This is a genomic window from Novosphingobium sp. ST904 (assembly GCF_001298105.1).
In the GTDB taxonomy this organism is placed as follows: Bacteria; Pseudomonadota; Alphaproteobacteria; order Sphingomonadales; family Sphingomonadaceae; genus Novosphingobium.
On sequence record NZ_LGJH01000140.1, the window covers coordinates 1 to 22,279 of the forward strand.

Here is a 22,279-nt window from a genome sequence, read left to right on the forward strand (position 1 = left end):
CGCTACACGATATGACCGCTGCCCCACCGTCTTCTTTTCCGCACTCGCCTTGGCTGCAACTGTCCTCTTCTGGCTCTGATCAGTGAGTCCTGAGCCTAATGCACGAGTTCGGCGTGCCGTTTCGCGGTGGCCTTTTCTTTCTAGTATCTTCAGCACTGCAAGCAGCTCAGCCGGCTCAATTTCTGAAATCGGACGGTTACCAAGAGCGGGAGTGAGGTGGGAAAGGTACCATCGCGCCTTGTCAATTGTGGCCTCGGCCTTGTTTTCGGCGACCAATTTTACTGCAATGAAATCTTCGGCCACCGATTGAAAGGTATTTCCCGCACTGATCTTGGCAGCAATCTTAGCCATTTTGTGCTCATGGGCAGGATCTGTGCCTGTCGCCAATTTAGCATTTGCGTCGTCACGCGCTTTTCGCGCGTCAGCCAAGCCAATTCTCGGATAATCACCGAGCGAGAGCAGTTTTTCCTTTCCTGCTACTCGAAACTTGAGGCGCCACAGCTTTCCGCCTGCCGGGCTTACAAACAGAAATAGCCCGCCACTGTCTGCCAACTTGTAGGCTTTCTCGCGCGGCTTGGCATTTCGGACAGTAACATCGGTAAGCGCCATTCGAATCCCCCGATTCATGGTTCTGGGGGTATCCATTGAGAGGCCTGAGCGGAATACCCCCAATGATACCCCGTTCTGGGGGTATCTGTCAGCGAACGCGCGCGAACGCAGGCAGACACTGCTTACTAGATATCGCTGATTTTCTGGGGGTTCAAGGGACGTTGGCGAACGTCTGTGAACAGGGGAGTGGTGCCGCTTACGTGACTCGAACACGTGACCCCATCATTACGAATGATGTGCTCTACCAACTGAGCTAAAGCGGCATGCCTTGGTCGGGCCGGGTGCAATCCGGCGCCGGGGCAGGGGGCGCCTTTACCGGGGAGTGGGGGCGCGTGCAAGGGGCTTTCTTATCGATCGTGCGATCTCCGGCTTTCTGCTCGCAAATCCCTATATTCCATAGCGCAGTTTGATGGCGCGGTAGCGCTGGCGGAGCAGTTCGGCGCGTTGGTCGGGCGAGGTGCGGGCGGTTCCCGGCGGGAGGTGATCGGCCAGTTCGATGGCCTTGACCAGGCGGGTGCGGAACGTGGCGGGCTGCTGGCTCATCAGGTTGCGGTATGTGAGGTTTCCGTCCGAAAAGCCCTGCGTGTCCAGCCAGTTATGGAGGCCGGGGTCTTCGTGGGAGAGAATCAGGCGGACGATGCCGTCGCCGTCCACTTTCGTGCGCGCGGGCGTGTAGCTGACGGGGCGGTGGAGGAAGTCCATCGATCCCATCAGCGCGCCGCCCATGCCGAACAGCCAGAAGCCGGGATGCCAGTCCATCTCCACGATCAGCGCCTCGTCCGGTTCGAGGCGCCAGACCATGTGCGCGGCCATGCGGCCGCGTTTGGCGTCGCTGGTGTCGTTGGCGGCCTTGTCTGCCGGGAACATGTTGAGGCTGGCAGGATCGCATACCCCGCGCGAGGTGCGCCAGGCGTGTTCGGGCCAGTCGCGCATCAGGCCGGTGACGAAATCTCCGGCCCAGTTCATCGCCTCGCCCATCTGTGCGGGCGAGGGCAGGGGGCGGGGCGTGGCCATGCCGATCCGCTCGATGGTGAGGGTGGTGGGGGTTTCGCCCCAGGCGTCGAAGGCCTCGCGGATGAACAGCTTGCGCGAGCCGGGCGTGGTGGGGAGCCAGTTCCTGTCCCGTGGCGGCCCGCCGATGGTCACTGCGAAGGTGCCGTCCGCCCCGGTTTCGATCTGGTGGCCGAACAAGTTGGCTTCCGGGATGTCGCCGAAGGGTTCGTGCAGGCTGGGCCAGTCGGTGCCGGGGATCGTGTCGGGGCGCGGGCCTTGCACCGTGATGTTGAGCCAGCGCGCCGTGCCGCGGCGGCCCGAGAGGCGGTAGACGTGTTCCCCGGAAATCCACGCCTGGCGATAAGTGAAGTCCGCCAGGTCGCCGCCCAGCTTCATCGTCGGCGTGGTGAAGGGGTGGATCTGCGGAAAGGCCGGGTCGCGGGTTTCCAGCGCGAGGTCGAAGGCCTGTCCGAGGTTCTGCGTGAGGAAGCGGAAGGCATCCGCGCGCTGAAGCGGGTTGGCCGGGTTCGCGTCCTTGAAGGCGGATTGTCCGGCCTGTTTCAACTGCTCGCAGAAGCTGTCCCACGCGGCCTTGAGCGCGGGATCGTCGGTTGCGTCGCCAAAGGCCATCGTCAGGCTCCCAGTCGGGTGAGGAGGTCGGAAAGGTTTCGTGCCGCGCGCGTGCAGGCTTTTGCCGCGCCTTCGGCCTCGATGCGGGGGCCGAGCAGTTCGAGGTCGAACAGGCCGGTGTAGCCGAGTTCCAGCACGTCGCGCAGGATCGCCGCCAGCGGTACCGCGCCATCGCCCGGCACCGCGCGGCAGGGGGTGGTGCGGTCGCCGGGGACATGGTCGCTCACTTGCACCAGGCCGGCGAGGGGCAGGGCCTCGGCCAGCTTTTCGCGCAGCATGGCCTCGCTCCAGCAGGCGTGGAGATCGACGCAGAGGCCGATACCGGCGGCCTGCGCAAGATGCCGGGCATCGGGCAGGGTATGGGCGATGTGGATGTCCACCGTGAGCGGGGAGGCGTTTTCCACCAGCAGGGAGACGCCGCTGGCGGCGGCGTGTTCGCGGCAGGGCGCCAGCAGGGCGGCGAAGCGCTGCGCCGCCTGTTCCCATGACAGCGCGCCGCGCCCGCCGGTGATGAGATAGATCGACGGCGCGCGGAGCTGCGCCGCAAGGTCGATCACGCGCATCAGTGCGGGCGTGGCCATCCCTGAATCGCGTTCGAGATCGGGGTGGAGCGCGAAGGGGTGGTTGATGCAGCCCACCGTCACCCTGCCGCGCTGCACTGCTTCGTGCGCAGCATGGATGTCTTCCGGCTGAAGCAGGCGCGGGGAAACCAGCGTCGCATCTGCACGCCGATGGTGCAGCAGAAGTCGATGAACCCGGCGGTCGAGCGATCGACCATGGCGACCTGGTGCAGGCTGACGCGGGGGTGCATCAATGGCGCCTTTCGATTTCGACGCCGAAGCGCTCCCGGAAGGGGGCGAACTCCTCGTTCAGGGCTTCAAGGTCGTATCCGGCATCGACCAGTACCTGGGTGGAGTAATGGAACTTGCCGTGGCGGTCGCCCTTGTTTTCCGCCAGATAGCGCCGCATCGCGCCTTCCGCTTCGGGCGTGAAGGCACGGCCGGTAAAGGCGTAGTAATCGCGGATCACGCTGACGGGATCGGCCACGAAATCGCGGTAGCGCACATGGCGGATGCGCGGATCGCTTGCCAGCGGATGGGCCATCGTATTGCCGATCGACCAGCGCACGCGCTCCAGATGGGCGCGGGCTTCCTTCACCAGATCGATCTTGCCGACCACGCCGTCCATGATGTCCGCCATCATCATCGTCGAACTGGCGGCCACCATCACCGGATCGCGGTGGAGCCAGACCAGCGAGGCATCCGGATAGGCATCGAAGAAGGCATCGAGCCGGGTGGTGTGGAACCCCTTGAGCACCCAGTGGCGTGCCGGGCGCCGGTATTGCAGCGCCTGCAGCATGGCCTTGTGGATGCGGTACTGAGCGGGCGGATCGGTGGGCAGGCCGAAGGAGAGGTTCTGCATCGGCACGCGCCACCAAGCCGTGGGCGTCATCACCCGGAAATCGAAGGCCCAGGTCCGCTCGTCTTCGGGCAGGCCTTCGCCCAGCATGTCGTTATAGGGGTGGCAGTGCAGCCAGCGCGGCATCTTCGCGTTGATCTCGCGCCATTCGGCATCGGCGGCCGCGATGCGGGGATCGGTGCCATCGACCGTCCCCGGCGGCGGCGAGGGGTGCATGACCTCCCAGAACCGCAGCGCCCGTGCCGCGGGATCGACGGCGAGGAGGGCGTGCATCAGTGTCGTGCCGGAGCGCGGTTCGCCGCTGACGAACATCGGGCGGTCGATCGTTTCCTCGGCGAGCGGGAAGCGCTGGCGGTCCTCGAAGAAGCGCAGGCGGTCGGTCAGCAGCCAGAGCACGTTCTCCGCCGCCGCCGCGCGGCCCGCAGCGTCCATGGCGATGGTATTGATATGTTCCACGGCGAGGGCGAAGCGCTGGGGAAAACCGTGGTCGGCCCAGTCCGAAAGGCCGGTGCGTTGCTGCGCTTCAAGCAGCAATTGCTGCGCGTCGAGTTCGGCCATCTCAGCCCTCCACCAGCTTCGCGATTTCGTCTTCGGTTTCCCGGACCTTGGCGGCGCTGGTGGCGGAGAATTTCATGCCGCCCATCGCCCCGTATTCCATCAGCTTGTAGACGCGCATCCCGGCATCGGCGAAGCCCTTGATCTTGAGCGCCACTTCCCTGGGCGTGCCGGTGGGCAGCACGTCGCGGATGGCCTGGGGGTCCATCTCGTCGCAGAACCTCACCATCTTGTCGCGGCTGAGGCGCACGGGATCGAAGTCCATGATGCCGCGCCAGTCGGGGCCCATGGGATGGTCGTAGCCGAACTGCGCAAGGTCTTTCGCGGTCATCATCAGGATGATCGACTTCACCATCGGCGCGCGCAGCATCTCGTCGATCTCTTCGGGTTCGCCGATCAGGCACATCTGCGTGATGGCGGGGGTGAAGTGGCTCATGTCGCGCCCGGCTGCATCGCCCGCGTCAAGGATGACCTTGAGCTTGGCGGCATAGTCTTCCGGCGTCCACGAACCCGCGGGCCACCAGCCGTCCGCCTCGCGCCCGGTGATGGACAGCATCCTCGGCCCCGCCGCGCCCAGCCAGATCGGCGGCGCCTTGCCCTCGTAGAACTCGGTGTCCAGCCGGGCGTGGTGGAGGTGGAAGAACTGTCCTTCGAAATCGACCGGGCCGTCCGAATGCCACAGCAGCTTGATGACCTTGATCGCCTCTTCCAGCCGCCCCACCGGCTTGTCGAAATCGAAGCCGTAGGGAACCGTGTTTTCCAGCTCGCCCGATCCCAGGCCGAGGATGAAACGGCCTTTCGACAAGTGGCTGATCGTCAGCGCGGTCTGCGCCAGCAGCGAGGGGTGGCGGCGCACGGTGTCGACCACCGTGGTCGCCAGCGGCGTGTTCTGCGTCAGCACCGCCGTTGCCGCCGCCACTGCCAGACCGTCGAGATGGCGGTGCGGGCTGGGGGAGGCCTTGGCGAGGTCGGTGAATTCCGGCGTCCAGATCGAATCGGGCCAGAAGCTCACCATGTGATCGGGCAGCCAGATCGAGTGGTAGCGCCCCGAATCGTAGTCCTGCGCCATCTGGATGCCGAGCGGCAGGGTGGTTCGCAGGAAGGCTGCGGGCTGCACTTTCATGGCCACGGGCATGGGTTCATCCTCTCAGGCAGCGTCCTTTCCGTACCGCCAGGGTGATGGTTCGGCGCCGCTCGTTGTTTCCGGGCACCGTTGTGAGGTAGCCCCCGGCCAAGGCAAATTCCCATTTGGGGATCACGAAAATGCTGCAAGGAGAGGACGCGGCGCTGCTGGTGCCGCTGATCGAGGGACTGGTGGAAGACCCGCCCTGGCGGCGCTTCCTCGATGCCCTGCGCACGCGGGTTGCAGCGGACTATGCCAGCCTCGTGTTCCGGCCCCTGCCGCAGGGCACGCCGGAGGCGCGGGTGATCCACCTCTATTCCGGCCAGCCTTCGCCGCCGCCGATCTCGCGGCTCTACCGCGAAAGCCTCTATCTTCGCGATCCCATGCCCTATCACGCGATGCAGGAGGGGCGGACTTACGCCCTGAACGAGCTGCTGCGCTACGGCGACCCCGGCCACGATGCCTATCTCGACCAGCTGCTCGTTCCTTCGGGCATGAACCATATGCGGATGATCCGTTTCGCCGAACCGGGCGGGGTCAACGGCTGGATCACGATCACCCGGCGCTGCGGGGAGTTCGCCTCCGGGGTGGACCTGCTGCTCGAAGACCTCGCCCCGCACTTGCGCGCCGCGCTGGGCAGCTTCGTGGCGCTGGAGCGCGAACGCATGGGCGCGGAGATCGAGCGCGAGGCCGTGCGGCGGATGAACTTCGGCTGGGTCACGCTGGACGGGGATGGCAAGGTGCTCGATGCCGACCGTCTCGGCGCGAAGATGCTGCAGGGGGCGGACGGGTTGACGCGCGGCCGGGACGGCCGGCTGGGCGCCCGCGATCCCCGCCTGCGGCGGCAGCTTGCCGAAGCGGTGGCCGAACTCGCGCAGGACCCGCAGGCTCGCCCCCGTGCACTGGTGCTCTGCCGCGAGCCATGGCTGGACCTGCTGCTCGTCCCTTCCGGTCGCCGCATGGGCACGACGCGGGCGGCGCCGGCGATCCTGTGCTATCTCCATGCCGATCACTGGTCCTCGGCCAACCGCTGCGGCCAGCTCGCGCAACTGTTCGACCTTACCGCCAGCGAAGCGCGGCTGGCGCTGGCCCTGAGCCGGGGACTGTCGATCGCCGAGGCGGGGCCGGAAGTGGGGCTGACGGTGGAATCCGCGCGGACCTATTCAAAGCGCATCTACGCCAAGACCGGAGCGCGGGGGCAGGCGGATCTCGTCCGTTTCATCCATCGCAGCGTGCTCGCGATTGCGTGAAGCAGGGGGCGGAGGCTTCCGATGAAGCTGCCCTTCCGAAAGGCGCCCAAGTTGGTCATGCGGCAGCTGACGGCGAACACCCCAGTCGTGCCATATCGGCAAACATGTGCTTTTCGCGCACCGGGCCAGCTTGCCGAATGTTCACCCCCTTCGTCATTCCCGCGCAGGCGGGAATCCAGTAGCAACCTTGCCATGAAGGATACCTTCGCGCCCGGCGTCTACATTCTCGCGTCGGCTTGTAACGGCACGCTCTACACCGGCACCACGTCGAACCTGATCCAGCGCATCGCCCAACACCGCAGCGAGTACTTCGGCGGCTTCAGCTATTGCTATGGAACCAAGCTTCTGGTGTGGTTCGAAGCGCACGCGACGATGGAACACGCGATCCAGAGAGAGAGAAGCGGATCAAGAAAGGAACCGGGGCTGGAAGCTCCGGCTGGTCGAGGAGCGAAATCCCGAGTGGCGCGATCTCGCCAGCGATTTCGGTTTCGAAGCGTTGTGCTGACTGGCTTCCCGCCTTCGCGGGAATGACGAAGAGTTGGATGCTCGGTCCTGCGGCAGCAATTTACGATGCACACCCAGAACCCGACAGTCGCCAATCCGCCCGTTCCTGCCCTCAATGCCAAACCATCGGCTCGCTGAACGCCGGCACCCCTCCATCTCGAGATTTCTCCACGCGTCCCGGGCGGTCCTTGGGGGCGCCGTGTTTCCTGTGACTTGGATACATTTCCAGAACCTCGCAGCAGCGATTTGAACATATGTTCAGCATTTCCCGTTGACTTAGGGCCAGATGATCTCCAGCCAATGGATACGAAGCGGCCGCAAGGTGCGCGCGGTGGAGTGGAGAAGGATGTCGGGCCAGCTTGCAGGAAAGGTCGCGCTCGTTACCGGCGCGTCGTCGGGGATCGGGGAGGCGGCGGCGCTTTGCATGGCAGAGGCCGGGGCCGCCGTGGTGGTCTGCGCCCGCCGGGCCGAACGGCTCGCCGGGCTGGTCTCCCGGATCGAGGCCGCAGGCGGCAGGGCGATTGCCATCCCGGGTGACATGACCGTGGAAGAGGACGCGCGCGGCGCGGTGGAGAAGACGGTCGCGGCGTTCGGGCGGATCGATATCCTCGTCAACTCGGCCGGGATCATGGAAGCGGGCGGGATCGAGAATTGCGATACCGCGATCTACCGCCGGGTGATCGACATCAACCTGATGGGCACCGTCTACACCAGCGCCGCCGCCGTGCCGCACATGCTGGAGCAGGGCGTGGGCGATATCATCACCATCTCCTCGCTCGCGGGGCGCAAGGGCGGGCCGATGACCAGCGCCTATTCGGCCAGCAAGCACGCGGTCAATTTCATGACGGACGGGATGCGGCAGGAACTGGGCGGCAGGAACATCCGCGTCACCACGCTGATGCCCGGCGCAACCGAGACGGAAGTGGCGGATTCGATCTCCGATCCGCAGTGGCGCAGCGCGATCAAGGCGCATGTCAGCAAGGAGGGCGCGGTGAAGCCGCGCGATATCGGCGAGGCCGTGGTCTTCATCCTCGCCATGCCGCGCCGCACCAACATCTCGGAAATCACCATCCGCCCGACCATCGATACGAGTGCCTGAGAAATTCGGCGCCTGAGGGAGAACGACTATGGCTGGAAGGCTTCAGGATAAAGTCTGCATCGTCACCGGCGCGGCGTCCGGCATGGGCCGGGCGATGGCCGAACTGTTCCATGCCGAGGGGGCGAGGCTGGTGCTCGCCGATATCTCGGGCAGGCAGGACGAAGTGGCGGCCGCGCTCGGCGGCGACACGATGGGCGTGCAGTGCGACGTTTCCGACGAGGCGCAAGTGGCGGCGATGATCGCGGCGGCAGAGGAGCGCTTCGGGCGGCTCGACGTGCTGTGCAACAATGCCGGGTTCGGCGGGCCGATGGCGCCGCTGCACACGCAGTCGCTGGAGACATGGGACCGGGTTCACGCCACCAATCTGCGCGGCACGTTCCTCGGCATGAAACACGGCATCACCGCGATGCTGAAGACCGGCGGTGGGGCGATCGTGAACACGAGTTCGGCCTCGGCGGTGATCGGGTGGAAGCATCACTCGGTCTACGGAGCGGCCAAGGCGGGTGTGAACCAGCTTACCAAGGTCGCCGCGCTGGACTATTCGGACCAGGGCATCCGCGTGAACGCGATCGCGCCGGGCACGATGTGGACCGGGCTGGTGGAAGCATCGCGTACCCATGCCGAACCGCCTGCCGAATTTCCGGTCCTTGCCGGGATCCCGATGGGCCGGTGGGGATTGGCCAGGGACATTGCGCAGGCCGCGCTCTATCTCGCCAGCGACGAGGCGGCCTATGTGACCGGCGTGGTCCTGCCGGTGGACGGCGGCTACTGCATCGGCTTTTCGGGAATGGGCGCGGAGCGGCCCGGCATCGCCAGCGTCAATCCGGGCTGAGGCACCGTTCCGGTACTGGCGCGGCGCCGGCCCCCTTCAATCGCCTGATCTCGAAGAGATCACCCCCAGCCGATAATTTCCCCCCCGGGATTATCGAGCCCTTGGCGAGCGTGGGCCGGCGCCGCGATCCGGCCGTGCCGGATGGAAACCGTACAAAGCTGGCGGCAGTCCCCAAGGGAACGGGTTCGGCCAGGTGGGCCGGACTGCCGCCAAGTTATGCGAAGTGCCTGCCGAAAGGGCCTTGCCGTGGGGTCGCATCACGGTTCGGCTGGCTTGCGGCAGTGTCCTGGTCCCGGGCGTTGCCGCCTGCGATTCGGACGCGGCGGTTATGACAGCATCGCGCTCGGTCCGGTGTGAGGCAAATCACGCTTCGGCGCCCCGGCGGTGCGAAACGGGGTCAGTCGCGCCGCTCGACGGTTACCCCGCCGTTCATCATCGCCTCGGCGGGGCCGCTCAGCACGTCCATCGGGAAGACCCTGGGCACGCGGCTGGCCGCATCGAGCCGGGCAAGCTGCTCCTCGCCAAGATCGAGGGTGAGCGCGCCGAGGTTGTCCTCCAGCTGCGCGGGGGTGCGGGCGCCCAGCACCGGGGCATCCACGTCCGGGTTCGCCAGCAGCCAGGCCAGTGCGACTTGCGCGGGCGTGGCGCCGATCTCTTCCGCCACCTCCTGCACCGTGCGTGCGATGGCGAGGTTGCGATCCGACAGGCGCCCGGTCGCGGCATTGATCGCCTTGCGCGTGACGAGGTTTTCGCCCTGCGGCGGGGCAAGGTCGCTCGCGGTATATTTGCCCGTCAGCACGCCGCCGCCGAGCGGGGACCACGGGCACAGGCCCATGCCCATTTCCCGCGCCATCGGCACGAGTTCGCGCTCCACCGTGCGCTCGATCAGGCTGTGCTGGATCTGGAGCGCGCAGAACTGGCTCCAGCCCCGCAGTTCGGCGATGGCCTGCATCCGGCTGGCCTGCCAGGCGGGCGTGTCGGACAGGCCGATATAGAGCACCTTGCCGCTGCGAACGAGATCGTCGAAGGCGCGCAGCACTTCGTCCACCGGCGTGCGGAAGTCCCACATGTGGAGGTAGAGCAGGTCGATCCACCCGGTCTTCATGCGGTTGAGCGAGGCTTCGACCGAGCGCACCATGTTGCGCCGCGAATTGCCCGATGCATTGGGATCGCCCGGGCTCGTGGTCAGCGAATACTTGGTGGCCACCACCAGCCGTTCCCGCCGCGCGCCCATGAGCCGGCCGAGCAAGGTTTCCGAACCGCCCATCCCGCCGTAGAAGTCGGCCGTGTCGAGGAAATTGCCGCCCCGCTCCACATAGAGGTCGAGCATCCGCGCGGCGTCTTCGTCGGTAGAGCCCCAGGAGCCGGTCCCGCTTTCGCCGGAGCCTCACCCCCTCGGTCCTGGCCCAGCACGCGGGCCTCATCGCCATGGACGAGACGGCGGAACTGGAAGGCCATGTCGAGAACTATGCCCGCAACCGCGAGCTGCTGCTGGCCGCGCTGCCGAGCCTCGGGCTGGACCGGATCGCCCCGCCCGACGGCGCCTTCTACATCTATGCCGACATCGGCCACCTGACGAACGACAGTCTGGCCTTCTGCCAGCAATTGCTGCGCGACACCGGCGTGGCCACGGCGCCGGGGATCGACTTCGACCCCGTGGACGGCCACCGCTTCATCCGCTTCAGCTTCGCCGTTTCCACCGCGCTGGTGGAGGATGCCATCGCCCGCATGGTGCCCTGGTTCGCGGCGCGGGGATGAGGACAAGGCGCCAGCCCGGAGCCGGCCTCCCCGTTCGTTCAGGCTGAACCTCACCCGGCAGGTTCCCATATGCCGGGCCAGTATGCCACCCGCTCATTCATCGCGCGGGCGAATATGCCGCGATTGACCGCCCGCCCGCCACGGCGCTTCCTTCGCCCAAACCAAGAGGGAGGGGAACGATGGCCATATTCGTGCTGGTCCATGGCGGCGGTCATGGCGGGTGGTGCTACAAGCCGGTGGCGCAGCGGCTGCGCGCGGCGGGCCACGAAGTCCACACCCCCACCCTCAGCGGGCTGGCCGATCGTGCCCACGTCCTGAGCGGCGCCATCGATCTCGATACCCATATCGACGACGTGGCCGGGCTGCTGGAGTACGAGGACCTGACCGATGCCATCCTCGTGGGCCACAGCTACGGCGGCATGGTCATCACCGGGGCGGCGGATCGCAAGCCCGCGCGGGTGGGCCACCGCGTCTATCTCGATGCGGCCTACCCGCGCGACGGGGAATCGCTTTACGAGCACGCCCATGAACAAATCCACATGGCGAAGCAGGGCCTGCACGATGTGAACGGCGTGGCCATGGTCATGGCGCCGATGCCCGGCTTTGCGGCGTTCTTCGGCGTGACCGACCCGCAGCTCGGCGCCTGGACCGACGCAAGGCTGACCGCGCAGCCGTGGAAATGCTTTGAACAGAAGATTGCCTTCCGCAACGAGGCGGCGATGCGGGCGATCCCGGAAAGCCACCTGATCTGCACCTCCACCATTCCGGGCCGCGACATGGCGCTGCTGACCGAGCGTTCCGAAGGCCGGGTGTGGGATATCGACACCGGACACGACCTCATGCTGACCGAGCCTGACTGGGTGGCCGAGCGGCTGGAGGCGGTTGCGGCGGCCTGAGCGCGCTTCACGTTTCGCGGTGAGCCTGTCGCAACGCGGGACGAGGCGTGAAGTCGCGCGGAATGTGCGGATTGACAGCGCGCCGCTCATGGGGACTTTGGCGCATCACAGGCAGCAGCAATGGTGGCGAGTCCCTTGAACCAGGTCGTTTGCAGTACCGAAGTGTGGAACGCGCGGATGCGCGATTTCCTGCACGACTGCGCGGGAAGCGCACCCGTGGAAGAACCGGATCGCATTCGCGAGGCGATCCTGCTGCTCCTGCACGATCCCCATACCGGCGCGAAGCGGGACTTCGATCCGGCGGCGGTGGAAGCGATGCTGTCTTGCGGCGCGCCCGAAAGCGCGGTGCTGACGCTGATGGGCGGATGCGCCACTTTCATGCTGTCGCGCGGAACCAGCGGAACGTGCCTGGCCACGCTGGTCATGGCGGATGGTTCGGAAGAGATGATCTGCGAGGCGGCAACGCTCTCGCTGGCGCTGCTGGGGGCCTATGTCTCGATGCTGCTGGCGGATTCCGAACGGATCGAGAAGGAAGTGCCGCCAATCGGCCTTTCCGGCGGGATGCGCCTTCACTGACATTGCGAGGAGCGCGCGGCTGAACTGCACGGATGAGGCGGCACGGATGAAGCGACACGAATGAGGCGGCGCATCCGGCCGCGGCTCCGGGAAGCTGCGCGGTAACCGGATGCGCCGTCAGTTCTGGAGCCCGCTTCCGGGCCCGGTTCAGTCCGTTGGCGTTTCCCGCAAGGTGTCCGGCCGGGAGGGGATTTGCGGCCGGACGGGCAGGTCATGCGGGGCCGGCAGCTATCGGGTGGAGTGCGAGCCGGCCCGATTCTTCTGCCATGGCGCTGCCTAAGCATTGGTAGGATTGCGCCTAGGGGTTTTGGGCAGTTCCGGCAGGAGGTTGGGGGCAAACGATGCCGGCCCGCCGCCCGGCGCTGTCAAGGTCCGGTCGGACCGGGGGCCGCGCCGGTCAATTCACCAGCGCGGCCTCGATCGCGATGCGGATTGCATCCGAGGTGTGATTGGCGCCCAGCTTGTTGAGCATGTTGGCGCGGTGGATTTCCACCGTGCGCGGGCTGATGGACAGCTTTTCGCCGATCAGGCGGTTGGACAGTCCGCTGGCGACGCCGCCCAGCACTTCGCGTTCGCGGCGGGTCAGGCGGTCTATCCGGGCGCGGGCCATGACTTCGCGCAGCTTGGCATTGCCGACATGTTCCGCCCGTTCGATCGCGCGGGCCAGCGTGGCGTTCAGTTCGTCCGCCGCGATGGGCCATGCGATATAGTCGATCGCGCCATCGAGAATGGCTTCGACGATGCGGTTGGCGCTGGGTTGTTCGCTGAAGGCGATGATCGGGAACCATTCGCCGTGGCGGGCCATGTTCTCCACCAGATCGTCGATCGCGCCGGCCCCGTCATGGATCAGGATGACGCCCGAGCGCGGCCAGGAATGCGAAAGCTCGGAAATATTCTCGAACGGTTCGACGTGAATGTTTCGACGGAAAGGGCATGACTGATCGCCGCCCTGCGACGCATGTCGTTGTCGATCAGGATGAGATTGGAAATACGCTCCACGGCAATTCTCCCTTTTCGGCATGTGCCTAGGGAGATATTCGCAGGCGTTGTTCAGTGCTTGCGGTACATGCTCCGAAATCGACCTATAGTTTACAAAAGATCTATTTCATTTGCCGCAGTAGATCGGAATCGATCTGTTAAACCGCGTTGTTTCGGTGAGATAGCCGCTCAGTGGTGGCCCATCAGCGCGCGTCCGATTTCGGCGAAGTCGCTGCGCAGCATTTCGATCCGGCGCGCATCGAACGACACGGCGCTGTCCAGCACGGTGCGCCGCGCCGCTTCGTAAAGCTGGTTGAGCGCGGCCGCCACGCCGTCCTCGCCCGATACGCCAAGCTGCAGGGCGGTGATCGCCGTCAGCGCGCGGGTGAGGGAGCGGCTCTTGAGCCCGTTGTCGCCGCCCCGGTCGGCATGGACGGCGGTGCCCAGCGCGGCCACCAGGTGTTCGTAGCACAAGTGCACCAGTTCGGCGGGGCCGGCGCCGGTGACGCGGGCGTCGAAGTCTACCCGGCGATAGGCTTCCACCGGAGAAAGCTGTCGTCGCATTTCAGCTGCTCTTGTTCCACTGGGCGATCTGGTTCTGCAGCATCGTCAGCGTCGATTTCGATACGCCGATGCGCGTTTCGGAGACGGTGAACTGCGTGGCGAGCCGGGCGCGCAGCTTTTCCTGCTGCTCGGCAAGGTCGGTCTTGTCCTCGGCGATCTGGGTGAGCTGCTTGGTATAGCGGCTGATCGAGCCGCCCAGCGAACCGCCGTCGGTGGCGGAGCTGGCGGCGCGGTAGATCTTGTCGTAGCTGGCGTAGACCCCGTAGAGCCCGTTGGTGAACATCGCCGCCACGCCTTCGGGATCGGCGGCGATGGTGGCGTTCAGGCGGTCGGTGTCGAGCGCGAAAGTGCCGTCGCGCTGGGTCTTGAGGCCCAGGTCCGCCAGCGTCTTCGCCATGCCGGTGGCGTTCGGCATGATCGTCGTCCCCGCAAAGCCCGAGAGCGCGCGCTTGAGCGCCCGCGCGCCGCTGTCCGCCGCAAGGTCGCCGCCGATCGCGGTGGCCGTGTTCAGCGCCGACATCACCTCGTTCAGCGCATCGGTCAGGTCCTGCATGGCGCCGGCGATGGAAGTGGTCGGATCGGCGAAACTGACCGTGGTGGGCGCGCCGATGTTGGCGGCCTTCAATTGCAGTTTCACGCCGGGGATGGCGTCGGACACGGTGTTGGACTTCGCCGTCATCTGCAGCCCGTCGATCTTGAAGGCGGCATCCTTGGCGCTCGCCAGAAGCTGGCCGTTGGTGGAAGAGGGGTTCCAGGCCAGGTCGGAAAGGCCGGAGGTCGTCTCCAGCACGAAGCCGTTGGCCGCGCCTTCCTGTCCCTTGAGCACAAGCTGGGCGCCGTCCACGGTCTGGGCGACATAGGCGCTGACGCCGGAATTTGCGGCATTGATCGCCTTGGCCACGTCCGCCAGCGTCGCCCCGGCCGCGATCGTCACGTCCACGGCGGCATGGGCGGTATCCGCGGTGAAGCCGCCGCCGGCCACGGTGCCGAAGCGCAAGGTCAGCGTGCCGGCGCCCACTGCCGCGGTCGATGCCGCGAAAGCCTTGCCGGCCAGTTGCTGCCCGCTCGCAAGCTGGGTCACTTCGAGCGAGTAGGTGCCCCTGGGGATCGCGCTGCCGGTCAGCGTGCCCGCGGCGACGGCGCTGTTGGCGACGGTGGGGCTGCGCGAAAGGTCTCCCGAGCGCACCAGCGTGCCCAGCGACGTGCTGAGCGAGAGCATCATCGACTTGATGTTCGACGCGGTGGAGATCTGCGTGGTCAGCTTGTCGGACCGCGCCGTCAGCCGGTCGCTGCGATTGGCGAACTGGGCCGCGGCGAGGTTGTTCGCCAGCGCCGCCATGTCCACGCCGCTGCCGCCGCCGAGCGCGGTCACCAGCGAGGACGTGGTCAGCGAAGTGGAAGTGGTCGTAGCCATGGGTGGGAGAACGGCGGCCCTGGAAATTTGTTAAGGAATATTTTTCAGTCCTGCTTCGGATCGAGCCGCCCTTCGGCATCGAAGCGCACCGTCACCGGCACCGAGACGTCCGGCGCATGGCGGTGCTCGCCGCGCTTCACCGCCAGCACGAAGGCCAGGATCGCGGCGACGGCGACATAGTGGTCCTCGCGGATCATCTGCTTCTCGCGCGTGGTGAAGTAGACCGAGCGGGCAAGCGCCGGGTAGCTGAGCACGGGCACGGCAAACTCGGGCGCCATTTCGCGCATGGCCAGCGCCCGCTCGTCGCGGCCCTTGGCGATGACGACGGGGCGCGGGGCGCCTTCGCCGGATCGTAGGCAAGCGCCACCGCGAAATGCGAAGGGTTGGTGACGATGAACTGCGCCTCCTTCATCGCCGGCACCAGCCCGCCCATGGCGATCTTGCGCTGGCGTTCGCGGATCGCGCCTTTCTTCTCGGGCGAGCCTTCGCTTTCCTTGGCTTCATCACGCACTTCCTGAAGCGTCATCTTCAGGCGCAGCATTCGCCGCACGAGTTGCACCGGCAGGTCCACCAGGGCGATCACGAAAAGGCCGGCCGAAAGCCACAGCAGCAACTGGACCAGCGCGTCCCAGGCATAGGCCAGTTCCCCGAACAGGTTGCCGCGCCCCAGCCGCGCGAAGGTTTCCAGCCACGCGTCCGCCCATGTCCAGGCGATCGTGCCCAGCAGGGCGACCTTGGCGATTCCCTTGGCCATCTCGATCAGCCCGGTCGGCCCGAACATGCGCTTGAGGCCGGACATCGGGTTTATGCGCGAGCCCTTGGGCGCGAGGTTGCCGCCCAGCCAGCGCCCCTCGCCGAAGCCGAGCTGCGAGCCGAGCGAGGCGAGGATCACCGCCGCGCCCAGCACGAGGATCGGCGGCAGCATCGCGGCAAGCGCGCCAAGCAGGAACCGGCCGGGGGTGAAGTCGTCCAGCGCGGCCTTGTTCCACGTGAAGCCGGCACGCAGCACGCCTGTCAGCAGGTCCAGTATCCACGGCCCCGCCACCATGAGCCAGACCGCGCCGATCGCCACGGAGGCGGCGGTCGCCAGTTCGCGGGAACGGATGACATCGCCCTGTTTCGCCGCCTCGCGCTTGCGCTTTTCCGAAGGGGCGAAGCTCTTTTCGCCTTCCTGCTCGCTCATGGTGCAAGCAGCTGCGCGGTCTGCGCAATGGCATCGGCCGAAAGGCGGACCACGAGGTCCGTCAGCACCGGCGCGCCCACCAGCAGCGCGGCGATCCCGCCCAGCACGCCGGCCGGAAGCCCGAGCGAGAACAGGTTGAGCGAGGGGGCCGAGCGGCCGAGAACCCCGGTCACGATCTGCACCACCAGCAGGATCAGGCAGGCGGGCAGGGCGATGGTCACGGCGGTGGCGAACATGTGCGCGGCGAACCGGCCGATCAGCGCGAAGCGGGCGGCGCCCAGCCAGGTCTGGCCCGGCGGCAGCGCGCGGTAGCTGTCCACGATCAGCGCGAACCATTGCAGGTGGGCGCCCAGCGCAAGGAACACCAGCGAGAGCACGACGGCGAAATATTGGCCCAGCGCGGGCGACTGCGCACCGGAATTGGGATCGACGGCGGTGGCCACGTTCATGCCCATCGAACCGCCGATCAGCTCAGCGGCAAGGATCGGTGCGGCGAAGGACAGTTGCAGCACGAAGCCCAGCGAAAGCCCGACCAGGATCTCCCCCATGACGGCAAGCATCCCCGCCACCGAAAGCAGCACCGGCGGCGGCATCACCGGGGTCCAGGCGCAGACCAGAACGGCAATGGCCCCGGCGCCGATCACCCGTACTTGCGGCGGCACCCCGGCGATACCGAACAGCGGCGCGGCGACCAGCGCCGCGCGATCCGCGTCATCACGAAGACGAGCCGCCAGAATTCGGCCTCCAGCGCGCCGAAGCCGAAATCGAGCTGGATCACCGCGCCACCTGCTCGGCCTGCCCGGTGCGGGCGATCTGGGCGAAGACTTCCTGTGCGAACTCGCCCACCAGCGTCATCATCGATCCGCCGAAGATCACCAGCACCACGGCGGTAATCGCCAGCTTGGGCACGAAAGTCAGCGTCTGCTCGTTCACGGATGTCGCCGCCTGCACCACGCCGACCGCAAGGCCCACCGCAAGCGAGGCGATCAGCACCGGCGCGGCGACGAGCGCGGTCACCCAGAGCATCCGGTCGGCCAGCGCAAGCAGGGCGGTGATGTCCTCCACGGGCGAAACCTAGCCGAAGCTCGCCGCCAGCGAGCCCATCAGCAGGGCCCAGCCGTCCACCATGACGAACAGCAGCAGCTTGAACGGCAGCGAGACCACCATCGGGCTCATCATCATCATGCCCAGGCTCATCAGCACCGAGGACACCACCAGGTCGATCACGAGAAACGGAAGAAACAGCATGAAGCCGATCTGGAACGCGGTCTTCAGCTCGCTCGTCACGAAGGCGGGCAGCAGGATCGAGAAGGGCACGTCCACGGTGTTCGTGAACGGAGGGGCATTGGCCATGTCCGCGAACATCGTAAGGTCGCGTTCGCGGGTCTGGCGGATCATGAAGGCGTGGAATTCGCGCCCGCCGGCCGAGATTCCCTGCTCGGCATTGATGCGGCCCGCCGCATAGGGCGCCACCGCATTGGCGTTCACCCGTTCGAGCGTGGGCGCCATCACGAAAAGCGAGAGGAACAGCGCCAGCCCGATCAGCACCTGGTTGGGCGGAGACTGCTGGAGCCCGAGCGCCTGCCGCAGGATCGCCAGCACCACCAGGATGCGCGTGAAGCTGGTCATCATCAGGATCAGGCTGGGCAGGATCGTCAGCAGCCCCATGACCAGCAGGAGCTGCAGCGACATGCTGAGACCCGGACCGCCGGCGCCGCTGCCGCCGAGCGAGTCCAGCGCCCGGTCGAGCGCGCCGGGGATCGCGGCCTGCGCGCGGCTCGCCGTGGGTATCAGCGCGGCGGGCAGGGCGAACGCGAAGAGGAGGCAGGAAGCGGGCGCGCGCTTCATGGCTCGGGCGTCCTTGCGGCCATGAGCGCATCGAAATCCGCGCGCGCGGGCGCTTCAGCAAGGCGGGTCAGGCCGTGCCGGGTCGCGGCGACGAGGATCTCGCGGTCGTGGAAGGCGATCACGGCAAGGCGCTGGGTGGGCGAAAGCATCATGGTTTCCACCACGCGCAGCGAACGGGTGCCCGCGTTCAGCCCCGCGCGTTCCTGCATCCGCCGCGCCAGCAGCAGGCAGCCCCATGCCAGCAGGCCGATCAGCGGCAGCAGCACGATCAGCTTGAGCACATACCAGAGCATCAGGACTGGCCTTCCTCGCCATCGGGCAGAGCGGGGGAAAGCGCGTCGTCAGCCGCCCCGCCCCCCGCTTCCGCTTCCTGCCCGACGATCTCGACGATCCTGAGACCGAAGCGGCCGTTGTGCGAAACCACCTCGCCGCGCGCGATGGGCTTGCCGTTGACCAGCACGTCGAGCAGTTCGTCGGTCAGCCGGTCAAGCACGACGACGCTTTCCGGGCCGAGCGCGAGCACGTCCTTCAGCTTCATCTGGGTGCGGCCCAGTTCCACGGTCAGGCGCACGTCGACATCGCGCAGGAAGTCGAGGCCGCGGGGATGGATGTTCATCGGGCTGGGATGTCCTTCTGTCAGAACGCGTGCGTGATCTGGACCGCGACGCGGTCGTCGAGTTCGCCGATGGTGCCGCTGGCAAGGGTGCGGCCGCCGACTTGCAGGGGGACGCTGCGCGCCACCGCCACCGGCAGCACGTCGCCGGTGCGCAGCGCGGAAAGACGGGCCATGGAGAGGCGCATGTCGACCAGCACCGCGGTCACTTCCAGCGGCATCGAGGCGAAGGGTTCGTCGGTCGGCTCGGGCGCGGCGAAGCGGCGCGGCCCGCCTTTCGCCTCCCTGCGCGGCGCTGCCACCGCTTCCGCCAGCGTCGCCACGGGAATGGCGAGCAGCAGCGACCAGGGCGGCATTTCCGGCTCCTCGATATCGAGCGAAAGGGTGAGCAGGTCGGCGCCGGACGCGAAGGGATCGAGCTGGCGCAGGCTGGTGTCGCGGCGCAGCGGGCGCACGCGGTGATCGTCCCGCGCCCCGAAGGCAAAAGTCAGCGCCTCGGCCACGCAGCTTTCGATATGGGCGAGCAGCAGTTCGGCGGACAGCGGAAAACTGTCTGGCAGCGGCGCGGGCACTTCGCCGGGGCCGCCGAAAGCCCGGTCGACGAGGCGGAACACCGGGGCGGCCTCGAACGTCGCCAGCAGCGGAAGCGCGGCGGGGCCGAGCACCATCAGCGTATGCGCGGCCAGCCCCTCGATCTCGCCCTGGAGGGAGGAAAGCGTGGCGTCCATCGGCATCCCCGCGCGCACGATCGGCGCATCGGTGCCTGACAGCCTGGCCAGGCCGATGGCCAGTGCGCGGGTGAGACGCTCGCCGATCAGGACCAGCGCGGGCACCAGTTCGGCCAGCGCCGGGCCGGATGCCACCAGCTCGCCGCTGTGCCGCGCTGTGGTGCGTTTAGGTGTCGTTCTGCCCCCTGTCACCGCGCCCTCACTGGATGATGAAGGTGCGGAAGTAGACGCCGTCGATGCCGCCGAAACCTTCCTTTTGAATCAATACGTTATTTATGGCGGCCGTCATCCGTTTCTCCAGCCGGTCCTTGCCGGGGAGGGTGTAGACGTCATCCTCGGGCGTATCGGCGAGGATCTCCAGCAGGGCGGATCGGATCGCCAGTTCATGCTTCTTGAGCCACATCAGCACGCGCCCGTCACGCCGGGTCGAGCAGGCCAGGCTGAGCTGCACGAGCGCATCCGAATCCTTGAGATTCGAGGTGAAATCGTCGGAAAACGTGAAGTAGGCGGTGCGATAGGGATCGCCGCCATCGCCTTCCACTTCGGGCACGGCGGCGCCTTCTCCCTCGCCCTCGGTCTTGGGCATATAGGGGTCATCCTCGCCCTTGCGGATCAGCTTGGGCTGGTTGTCCTCGCGATTTTCCGCATGATTTCCGCCGATTACGCCGGACATCACAAACGCGAGAACCCCGCCTCCCCCCACCACCAGCATGGCGAGCGCCACGAGAATGAGCCCAAGCTTGCCCTTCTTCGCGGCCGGCGCGTCCTGTGCTGCCTTCTCGTTCACGCGTTATCCCCCCGTTCGGCCGGATCAGGCATAAATTCCGCCGCGTCCGCCATCGTCGCTCCGCTGTTCCGGCGCTTCGCCCGGCCGCTGTTCGTGGTGAGCGCCATGCCTGCGGGACTGCTCCTGCCCCGCGCGGGCATCGGCGGCCGAAGCCTGTTGGCGCTGGTCCGGGGTCTGTCCGCCGGAACCGCCTGCAAATGCCGGGTTTTGCGGGGCGTTCTGGGCGGTCTGCTGTCCGGTGTCGCGTGGCGGGTCGCCGGTCTGCCCGCCTGCAAGGGTTGCCGCGACGCGGCCTGAACCGAGCCGGTGAAGCCCGCCGAGGTGCTTGCCATGGTCACCGACAGCCCACGATCCTCGTGCCGGAATTCCAGCGATACCGCGCCGAACTGCGCATGGCTGAGCGCGGCGCGGACACGCTGTGGATCGGCGGCCTCACGCGCTTGCGCCAGTCTGCCGACGAGCGCGGCGAAGTCCTGCGGACCTGCCGCGACAGGCGCGGCGGAGGCGCTGCGCGGACTGCCGGTATCGGCGGAAGGAACGGTGCCGGTGCCAGTGACGGTGATTGCGAGCGGTGCCGGAAACTGCTCCCGAGAAAGCGAGGTCGCCCCGGTTTTCGGCACTTCCACCGCCGATTCCATGTCCGCTTCGGCAGATTGCCGGGTTGAGGAAGCAAGAGGCGGTTCGGGATCGGTCGCCGAAGCGATGGCGTTCGCGGGACCGGGCATCGCAGCGGAGGGCGAGGTGGGCGCCTCGGTCACGGCGGCGGCGGGTGGCACAGCGTTCGCGATCTTCGGGGCCTGTTCCTGCACCCGGCCGAGCAGCGTGGTGCTCACCGGGAAAGGCTGCGCCGGCGGCGGAGCATCGCCGCTGCCGGCCTCGCCTGCCGTGATGGCGATCAGCCGGAACTGCGCGGCGTCGGCGGCTGGCGTGGATAGGGCGGCGGCCAGTCCCTTCGCGGCAGCAGGTGCGGGCTGTGCCGCTGCCGGAACCACGGCCGATGCCGTGGGATGCTGCGGCGCCATCGGCGCGGCACCGTCCTTGGGCGCCCTGCTCGCCGTGATGGGGATCGCGGGGATCGCGCAGCCGTGAAAGCTGCGATCGGGAGGATGACGGGAAGCATGGCAGCGGCGGCTCCGCCTGTGTCCGGAAGCGGCGCGGCCAGCGGTTCGGGCATGTCGCTTGCCGGTGCTTCGGCCGGATCCGGAAGGGCGGAGGCGGGCTCCATCGCTTCCGGCAGGATCTTGCCGGGTCGCTTGCCGATCTTGCCGTCTGCGGCGGCCGCGAGGGCGAGGTCCGGCACGTCCGCCCCGGCAGGCGCGGCGGCATCTTCGGTCGCCCCGAGAACCTCGGAGAACTGGCGGTTTTCAGGAGCCTTTGCCAGGGCTCCGGCCGCTCCCGGTGCCACCGTGGATGGCGATGCCGGGGTGGCTGCAGGGGCCGGGGCGGAGAACTGGATCATGCGTTGCGGGGTCCTCGTGTCGAGCATGGGCATCTCTATTCAAGACCCGTGCCAGTCGCCTTCCGGCCGCCCAGAACGGGAGTCTCTCCGCCCTTGGCGATCGTGCGTTCCTGCAGGGCGGCGCGTTCCTCGATGGCGGCGCGGCGGCGTTCGGCCTCGGCAAGAAGCTGTTGCTTGGCATCGGCGATAGACCGGGCGCGCAGGGCGTCGCCGTCAGTGGAGCGCGAGATCGCCTGCAAGCCGCTGACGAAGCGCCCGACCTGATGCAGGGCCGCGCCGTCCGCCATTTCGCGGCGGCTGCCGTAATCGTTCGCCATCTGCCGGGTGCGGTCGGCAAGGTCGCGCAGTTTCGACAGCGTGCTTTCCGCATGCGCCGCCTCGATCGCGGCAGACTGCCTGGCGATGGCGCGGATTCTTTCGAGCCTGCGCAGCCGAAGCAATCGCTTGCGCTCTTCCTGCAC

24 protein-coding genes, 1 tRNA gene and 4 pseudogenes are annotated in these 22,279 nt (G+C 67.1%); 7 read left to right on the forward strand and 22 right to left on the reverse strand.

Features of this window, described 5'->3' with window-relative positions:
• Window positions 1-363 precede the first annotated feature (363 nt).
• From ADT71_RS33545 to ADT71_RS11315, 7 genes and pseudogenes are all read right to left on the reverse strand, one after another.
• Window positions 364-645: pseudogene (locus tag ADT71_RS33545) on the reverse strand (Arm DNA-binding domain-containing protein); the annotation flags it as partial.
• A gap of 151 nt (window positions 646-796) precedes the next feature.
• Window positions 797-872, reverse strand: a tRNA-Thr gene (locus ADT71_RS11295).
• Window positions 873-996: 124 nt separating this feature from the next.
• Entirely contained in the window at window positions 997-2,232 is a 1,236-nt protein-coding gene (locus ADT71_RS11300) for a DUF1214 domain-containing protein (protein WP_054436892.1), read from the reverse strand.
• Between the two features lie 2 nt (window positions 2,233-2,234).
• A complete protein-coding gene (locus ADT71_RS11305) occupies window positions 2,235-2,891 on the reverse strand; it encodes a sugar phosphate isomerase/epimerase (RefSeq protein WP_231635816.1) in 657 nt (218 codons plus the stop codon).
• On the reverse strand, window positions 2,873-3,043 hold the full coding sequence (locus tag ADT71_RS33550) for a hypothetical protein (protein WP_231635817.1): 171 nt from the start codon (window positions 3,041-3,043) through the stop codon (window positions 2,873-2,875). Before ADT71_RS33550 ends, ADT71_RS11305 begins: the two co-directional genes overlap by 19 nt.
• Entirely contained in the window at window positions 3,043-4,209 is a 1,167-nt protein-coding gene (locus tag ADT71_RS11310; RefSeq protein ID WP_054436895.1) for a sulfotransferase, read from the reverse strand. The genes ADT71_RS33550 and ADT71_RS11310 overlap by 1 nt, the downstream gene beginning before the upstream one ends.
• A 1-nt stretch (window position 4,210) precedes the next feature.
• The gene (locus tag ADT71_RS11315) at window positions 4,211-5,341 is read right to left on the reverse strand and encodes an LLM class flavin-dependent oxidoreductase (RefSeq protein WP_231635818.1); all 1,131 of its coding nucleotides are present in this window, start codon (window positions 5,339-5,341) and stop codon (window positions 4,211-4,213) included.
• A gap of 128 nt (window positions 5,342-5,469) precedes the next feature.
• Here ADT71_RS11315 and ADT71_RS11320 point away from each other — a divergent pair, with 128 nt between their 5' ends.
• The 4 genes from ADT71_RS11320 (at window position 5,470) to ADT71_RS11335 (ending at window position 9,014) form a co-directional block, all read left to right on the forward strand.
• Window positions 5,470-6,579 carry a hypothetical protein gene (locus ADT71_RS11320; RefSeq protein ID WP_054436897.1) on the forward strand — a complete coding sequence of 370 codons (1,110 nt, stop codon included), beginning with the start codon at window positions 5,470-5,472 and terminating at the stop codon, window positions 6,577-6,579.
• Between the two features lie 192 nt (window positions 6,580-6,771).
• Window positions 6,772-7,110 (forward strand): GIY-YIG nuclease family protein, encoded by a 339-nt coding sequence (locus ADT71_RS11325; protein ID WP_347812948.1) that lies wholly within the window; start codon window positions 6,772-6,774, stop codon window positions 7,108-7,110.
• Window positions 7,111-7,429: 319 nt separating this feature from the next.
• On the forward strand, window positions 7,430-8,182 hold the full coding sequence (locus tag ADT71_RS11330; RefSeq protein ID WP_054437013.1) for an SDR family oxidoreductase: 753 nt from the start codon (window positions 7,430-7,432) through the stop codon (window positions 8,180-8,182).
• Between the two features lie 28 nt (window positions 8,183-8,210).
• Window positions 8,211-9,014 carry an SDR family NAD(P)-dependent oxidoreductase gene (locus ADT71_RS11335; RefSeq protein WP_054436898.1) on the forward strand — a complete coding sequence of 268 codons (804 nt, stop codon included), beginning with the start codon at window positions 8,211-8,213 and terminating at the stop codon, window positions 9,012-9,014.
• Between the two features lie 397 nt (window positions 9,015-9,411).
• On the opposite strand, the pseudogene ADT71_RS11340 reads toward ADT71_RS11335, so the two are convergent.
• Window positions 9,412-10,386, reverse strand: a pseudogene (locus ADT71_RS11340) (aldo/keto reductase); the annotation flags it as partial.
• Window positions 10,387-10,400: 14 nt separating this feature from the next.
• On the opposite strand from ADT71_RS11340, the pseudogene ADT71_RS11345 reads away from it, so the two are divergent.
• The 3 genes and pseudogenes from ADT71_RS11345 to ADT71_RS11355 all read left to right on the forward strand — a co-directional run.
• Window positions 10,401-10,772 (forward strand): annotated as a pseudogene (locus ADT71_RS11345) (aminotransferase class I/II-fold pyridoxal phosphate-dependent enzyme); the annotation flags it as partial.
• 179 nt (window positions 10,773-10,951) lie between these two features.
• Window positions 10,952-11,668 carry an alpha/beta fold hydrolase gene (locus tag ADT71_RS11350; protein ID WP_054436901.1) on the forward strand — a complete coding sequence of 239 codons (717 nt, stop codon included), beginning with the start codon at window positions 10,952-10,954 and terminating at the stop codon, window positions 11,666-11,668.
• A 135-nt stretch (window positions 11,669-11,803) separates the two neighbouring features.
• Entirely contained in the window at window positions 11,804-12,244 is a 441-nt protein-coding gene (locus tag ADT71_RS11355) for a hypothetical protein (protein ID WP_231635819.1), read from the forward strand.
• A 397-nt stretch (window positions 12,245-12,641) separates the two neighbouring features.
• Here ADT71_RS11355 and ADT71_RS11360 read toward each other — a convergent pair whose 3' ends face one another.
• From ADT71_RS11360 to ADT71_RS11425, 14 genes and pseudogenes are all read right to left on the reverse strand, one after another.
• Window positions 12,642-13,049, reverse strand: a complete 408-nt coding sequence (locus ADT71_RS11360; RefSeq protein WP_231635827.1) for a response regulator transcription factor — start codon at window positions 13,047-13,049, stop codon at window positions 12,642-12,644.
• Window positions 13,050-13,411: 362 nt separating this feature from the next.
• A complete protein-coding gene (locus ADT71_RS11365) occupies window positions 13,412-13,786 on the reverse strand; it encodes a flagellar protein FliS (protein WP_054436903.1) in 375 nt (124 codons plus the stop codon).
• A gap of 1 nt (window position 13,787) precedes the next feature.
• Window positions 13,788-15,200: a flagellar filament capping protein FliD gene (gene fliD / locus ADT71_RS11370; protein WP_054436905.1), complete on the reverse strand. Its 1,413-nt coding sequence runs from the start codon at window positions 15,198-15,200 to the stop codon at window positions 13,788-13,790.
• Between the two features lie 44 nt (window positions 15,201-15,244).
• Window positions 15,245-16,383, reverse strand: a pseudogene (locus ADT71_RS11375) (flagellar biosynthesis protein FlhB).
• Complete coding sequence (locus ADT71_RS11380; RefSeq protein WP_369818233.1) at window positions 16,380-17,027, reverse strand: flagellar biosynthetic protein FliR; 648 nt, start codon at window positions 17,025-17,027, stop codon at window positions 16,380-16,382. Before ADT71_RS11380 ends, ADT71_RS11375 begins: the two are co-directional and overlap by 4 nt.
• Window positions 17,024-17,161 carry a hypothetical protein gene (locus tag ADT71_RS35655; RefSeq protein ID WP_369818234.1) on the reverse strand — a complete coding sequence of 46 codons (138 nt, stop codon included), beginning with the start codon at window positions 17,159-17,161 and terminating at the stop codon, window positions 17,024-17,026. Before ADT71_RS35655 ends, ADT71_RS11380 begins: the two co-directional genes overlap by 4 nt.
• Window positions 17,158-17,448 (reverse strand): flagellar biosynthetic protein FliQ, encoded by a 291-nt coding sequence (locus tag ADT71_RS11385; RefSeq protein ID WP_054436907.1) that lies wholly within the window; start codon window positions 17,446-17,448, stop codon window positions 17,158-17,160. The genes ADT71_RS35655 and ADT71_RS11385 overlap by 4 nt, the downstream gene beginning before the upstream one ends.
• A 9-nt stretch (window positions 17,449-17,457) precedes the next feature.
• Window positions 17,458-18,231: a flagellar type III secretion system pore protein FliP gene (gene fliP, locus ADT71_RS11390; RefSeq protein WP_054436909.1), complete on the reverse strand. Its 774-nt coding sequence runs from the start codon at window positions 18,229-18,231 to the stop codon at window positions 17,458-17,460.
• A complete protein-coding gene (locus ADT71_RS11395) occupies window positions 18,228-18,524 on the reverse strand; it encodes a flagellar biosynthetic protein FliO (RefSeq protein WP_054436912.1) in 297 nt (98 codons plus the stop codon). Before ADT71_RS11395 ends, fliP begins: the two co-directional genes overlap by 4 nt.
• The gene (fliN, locus tag ADT71_RS11400; protein WP_054436914.1) at window positions 18,524-18,847 is read right to left on the reverse strand and encodes a flagellar motor switch protein FliN; all 324 of its coding nucleotides are present in this window, start codon (window positions 18,845-18,847) and stop codon (window positions 18,524-18,526) included. Before fliN ends, ADT71_RS11395 begins: the two co-directional genes overlap by 1 nt.
• 20 nt (window positions 18,848-18,867) lie before the next feature.
• Entirely contained in the window at window positions 18,868-19,707 is an 840-nt protein-coding gene (locus ADT71_RS11405; protein ID WP_231635820.1) for a FliM/FliN family flagellar motor switch protein, read from the reverse strand.
• Between the two features lie 64 nt (window positions 19,708-19,771).
• Entirely contained in the window at window positions 19,772-20,359 is a 588-nt protein-coding gene (fliL, locus tag ADT71_RS11410) for a flagellar basal body-associated protein FliL (RefSeq protein WP_054436919.1), read from the reverse strand.
• Entirely contained in the window at window positions 20,356-21,381 is a 1,026-nt protein-coding gene (locus ADT71_RS11415) for a hypothetical protein (protein WP_156336566.1), read from the reverse strand. The genes fliL and ADT71_RS11415 overlap by 4 nt, the downstream gene beginning before the upstream one ends.
• Window positions 21,382-21,853: 472 nt before the next feature.
• Window positions 21,854-22,258 carry a hypothetical protein gene (locus tag ADT71_RS11425; protein WP_231635821.1) on the reverse strand — a complete coding sequence of 135 codons (405 nt, stop codon included), beginning with the start codon at window positions 22,256-22,258 and terminating at the stop codon, window positions 21,854-21,856.
• Window positions 22,259-22,279 lie beyond the last annotated feature (21 nt).

Excerpts from the sequence above, each read along its gene's own strand:
- ADT71_RS11315 (WP_231635818.1), bottom strand. The coding sequence starts at position 5,341 with ATGCCCGTGGCCATGAAAGTGCAGCCCGCAGCCTTCCTGCGAACCACC.
- ADT71_RS11320 (WP_054436897.1), top strand. The coding sequence starts at position 5,470 with ATGCTGCAAGGAGAGGACGCGGCGCTGCTGGTGCCGCTGATCGAGGGA.
- ADT71_RS11365 (WP_054436903.1), bottom strand. The coding sequence starts at position 13,786 with ATGCGACGACAGCTTTCTCCGGTGGAAGCCTATCGCCGGGTAGACTTC.
- ADT71_RS11300 (WP_054436892.1), bottom strand. The coding sequence starts at position 2,232 with ATGGCCTTTGGCGACGCAACCGACGATCCCGCGCTCAAGGCCGCGTGG.
- ADT71_RS11325 (WP_347812948.1), top strand. The coding sequence starts at position 6,772 with ATGAAGGATACCTTCGCGCCCGGCGTCTACATTCTCGCGTCGGCTTGT.
- ADT71_RS11330 (WP_054437013.1), top strand. The coding sequence starts at position 7,430 with ATGTCGGGCCAGCTTGCAGGAAAGGTCGCGCTCGTTACCGGCGCGTCG.
- ADT71_RS11415 (WP_156336566.1), bottom strand. The coding sequence starts at position 21,381 with ATGGCGCCGCAGCATCCCACGGCATCGGCCGTGGTTCCGGCAGCGGCA.
- ADT71_RS11395 (WP_054436912.1), bottom strand. The coding sequence starts at position 18,524 with ATGCTCTGGTATGTGCTCAAGCTGATCGTGCTGCTGCCGCTGATCGGC.
- fliD (WP_054436905.1), bottom strand. The coding sequence starts at position 15,200 with ATGGCTACGACCACTTCCACTTCGCTGACCACGTCCTCGCTGGTGACC.
- fliN (WP_054436914.1), bottom strand. The coding sequence starts at position 18,847 with ATGAACATCCATCCCCGCGGCCTCGACTTCCTGCGCGATGTCGACGTG.
- fliP (WP_054436909.1), bottom strand. The coding sequence starts at position 18,231 with ATGAAGCGCGCGCCCGCTTCCTGCCTCCTCTTCGCGTTCGCCCTGCCC.
- ADT71_RS11335 (WP_054436898.1), top strand. The coding sequence starts at position 8,211 with ATGGCTGGAAGGCTTCAGGATAAAGTCTGCATCGTCACCGGCGCGGCG.
- ADT71_RS33550 (WP_231635817.1), bottom strand. The coding sequence starts at position 3,043 with ATGCACCCCCGCGTCAGCCTGCACCAGGTCGCCATGGTCGATCGCTCG.
- ADT71_RS11360 (WP_231635827.1), bottom strand. The coding sequence starts at position 13,049 with ATGGCCCGCCACGGCGAATGGTTCCCGATCATCGCCTTCAGCGAACAA.
- ADT71_RS11350 (WP_054436901.1), top strand. The coding sequence starts at position 10,952 with ATGGCCATATTCGTGCTGGTCCATGGCGGCGGTCATGGCGGGTGGTGC.
- ADT71_RS11310 (WP_054436895.1), bottom strand. The coding sequence starts at position 4,209 with ATGGCCGAACTCGACGCGCAGCAATTGCTGCTTGAAGCGCAGCAACGC.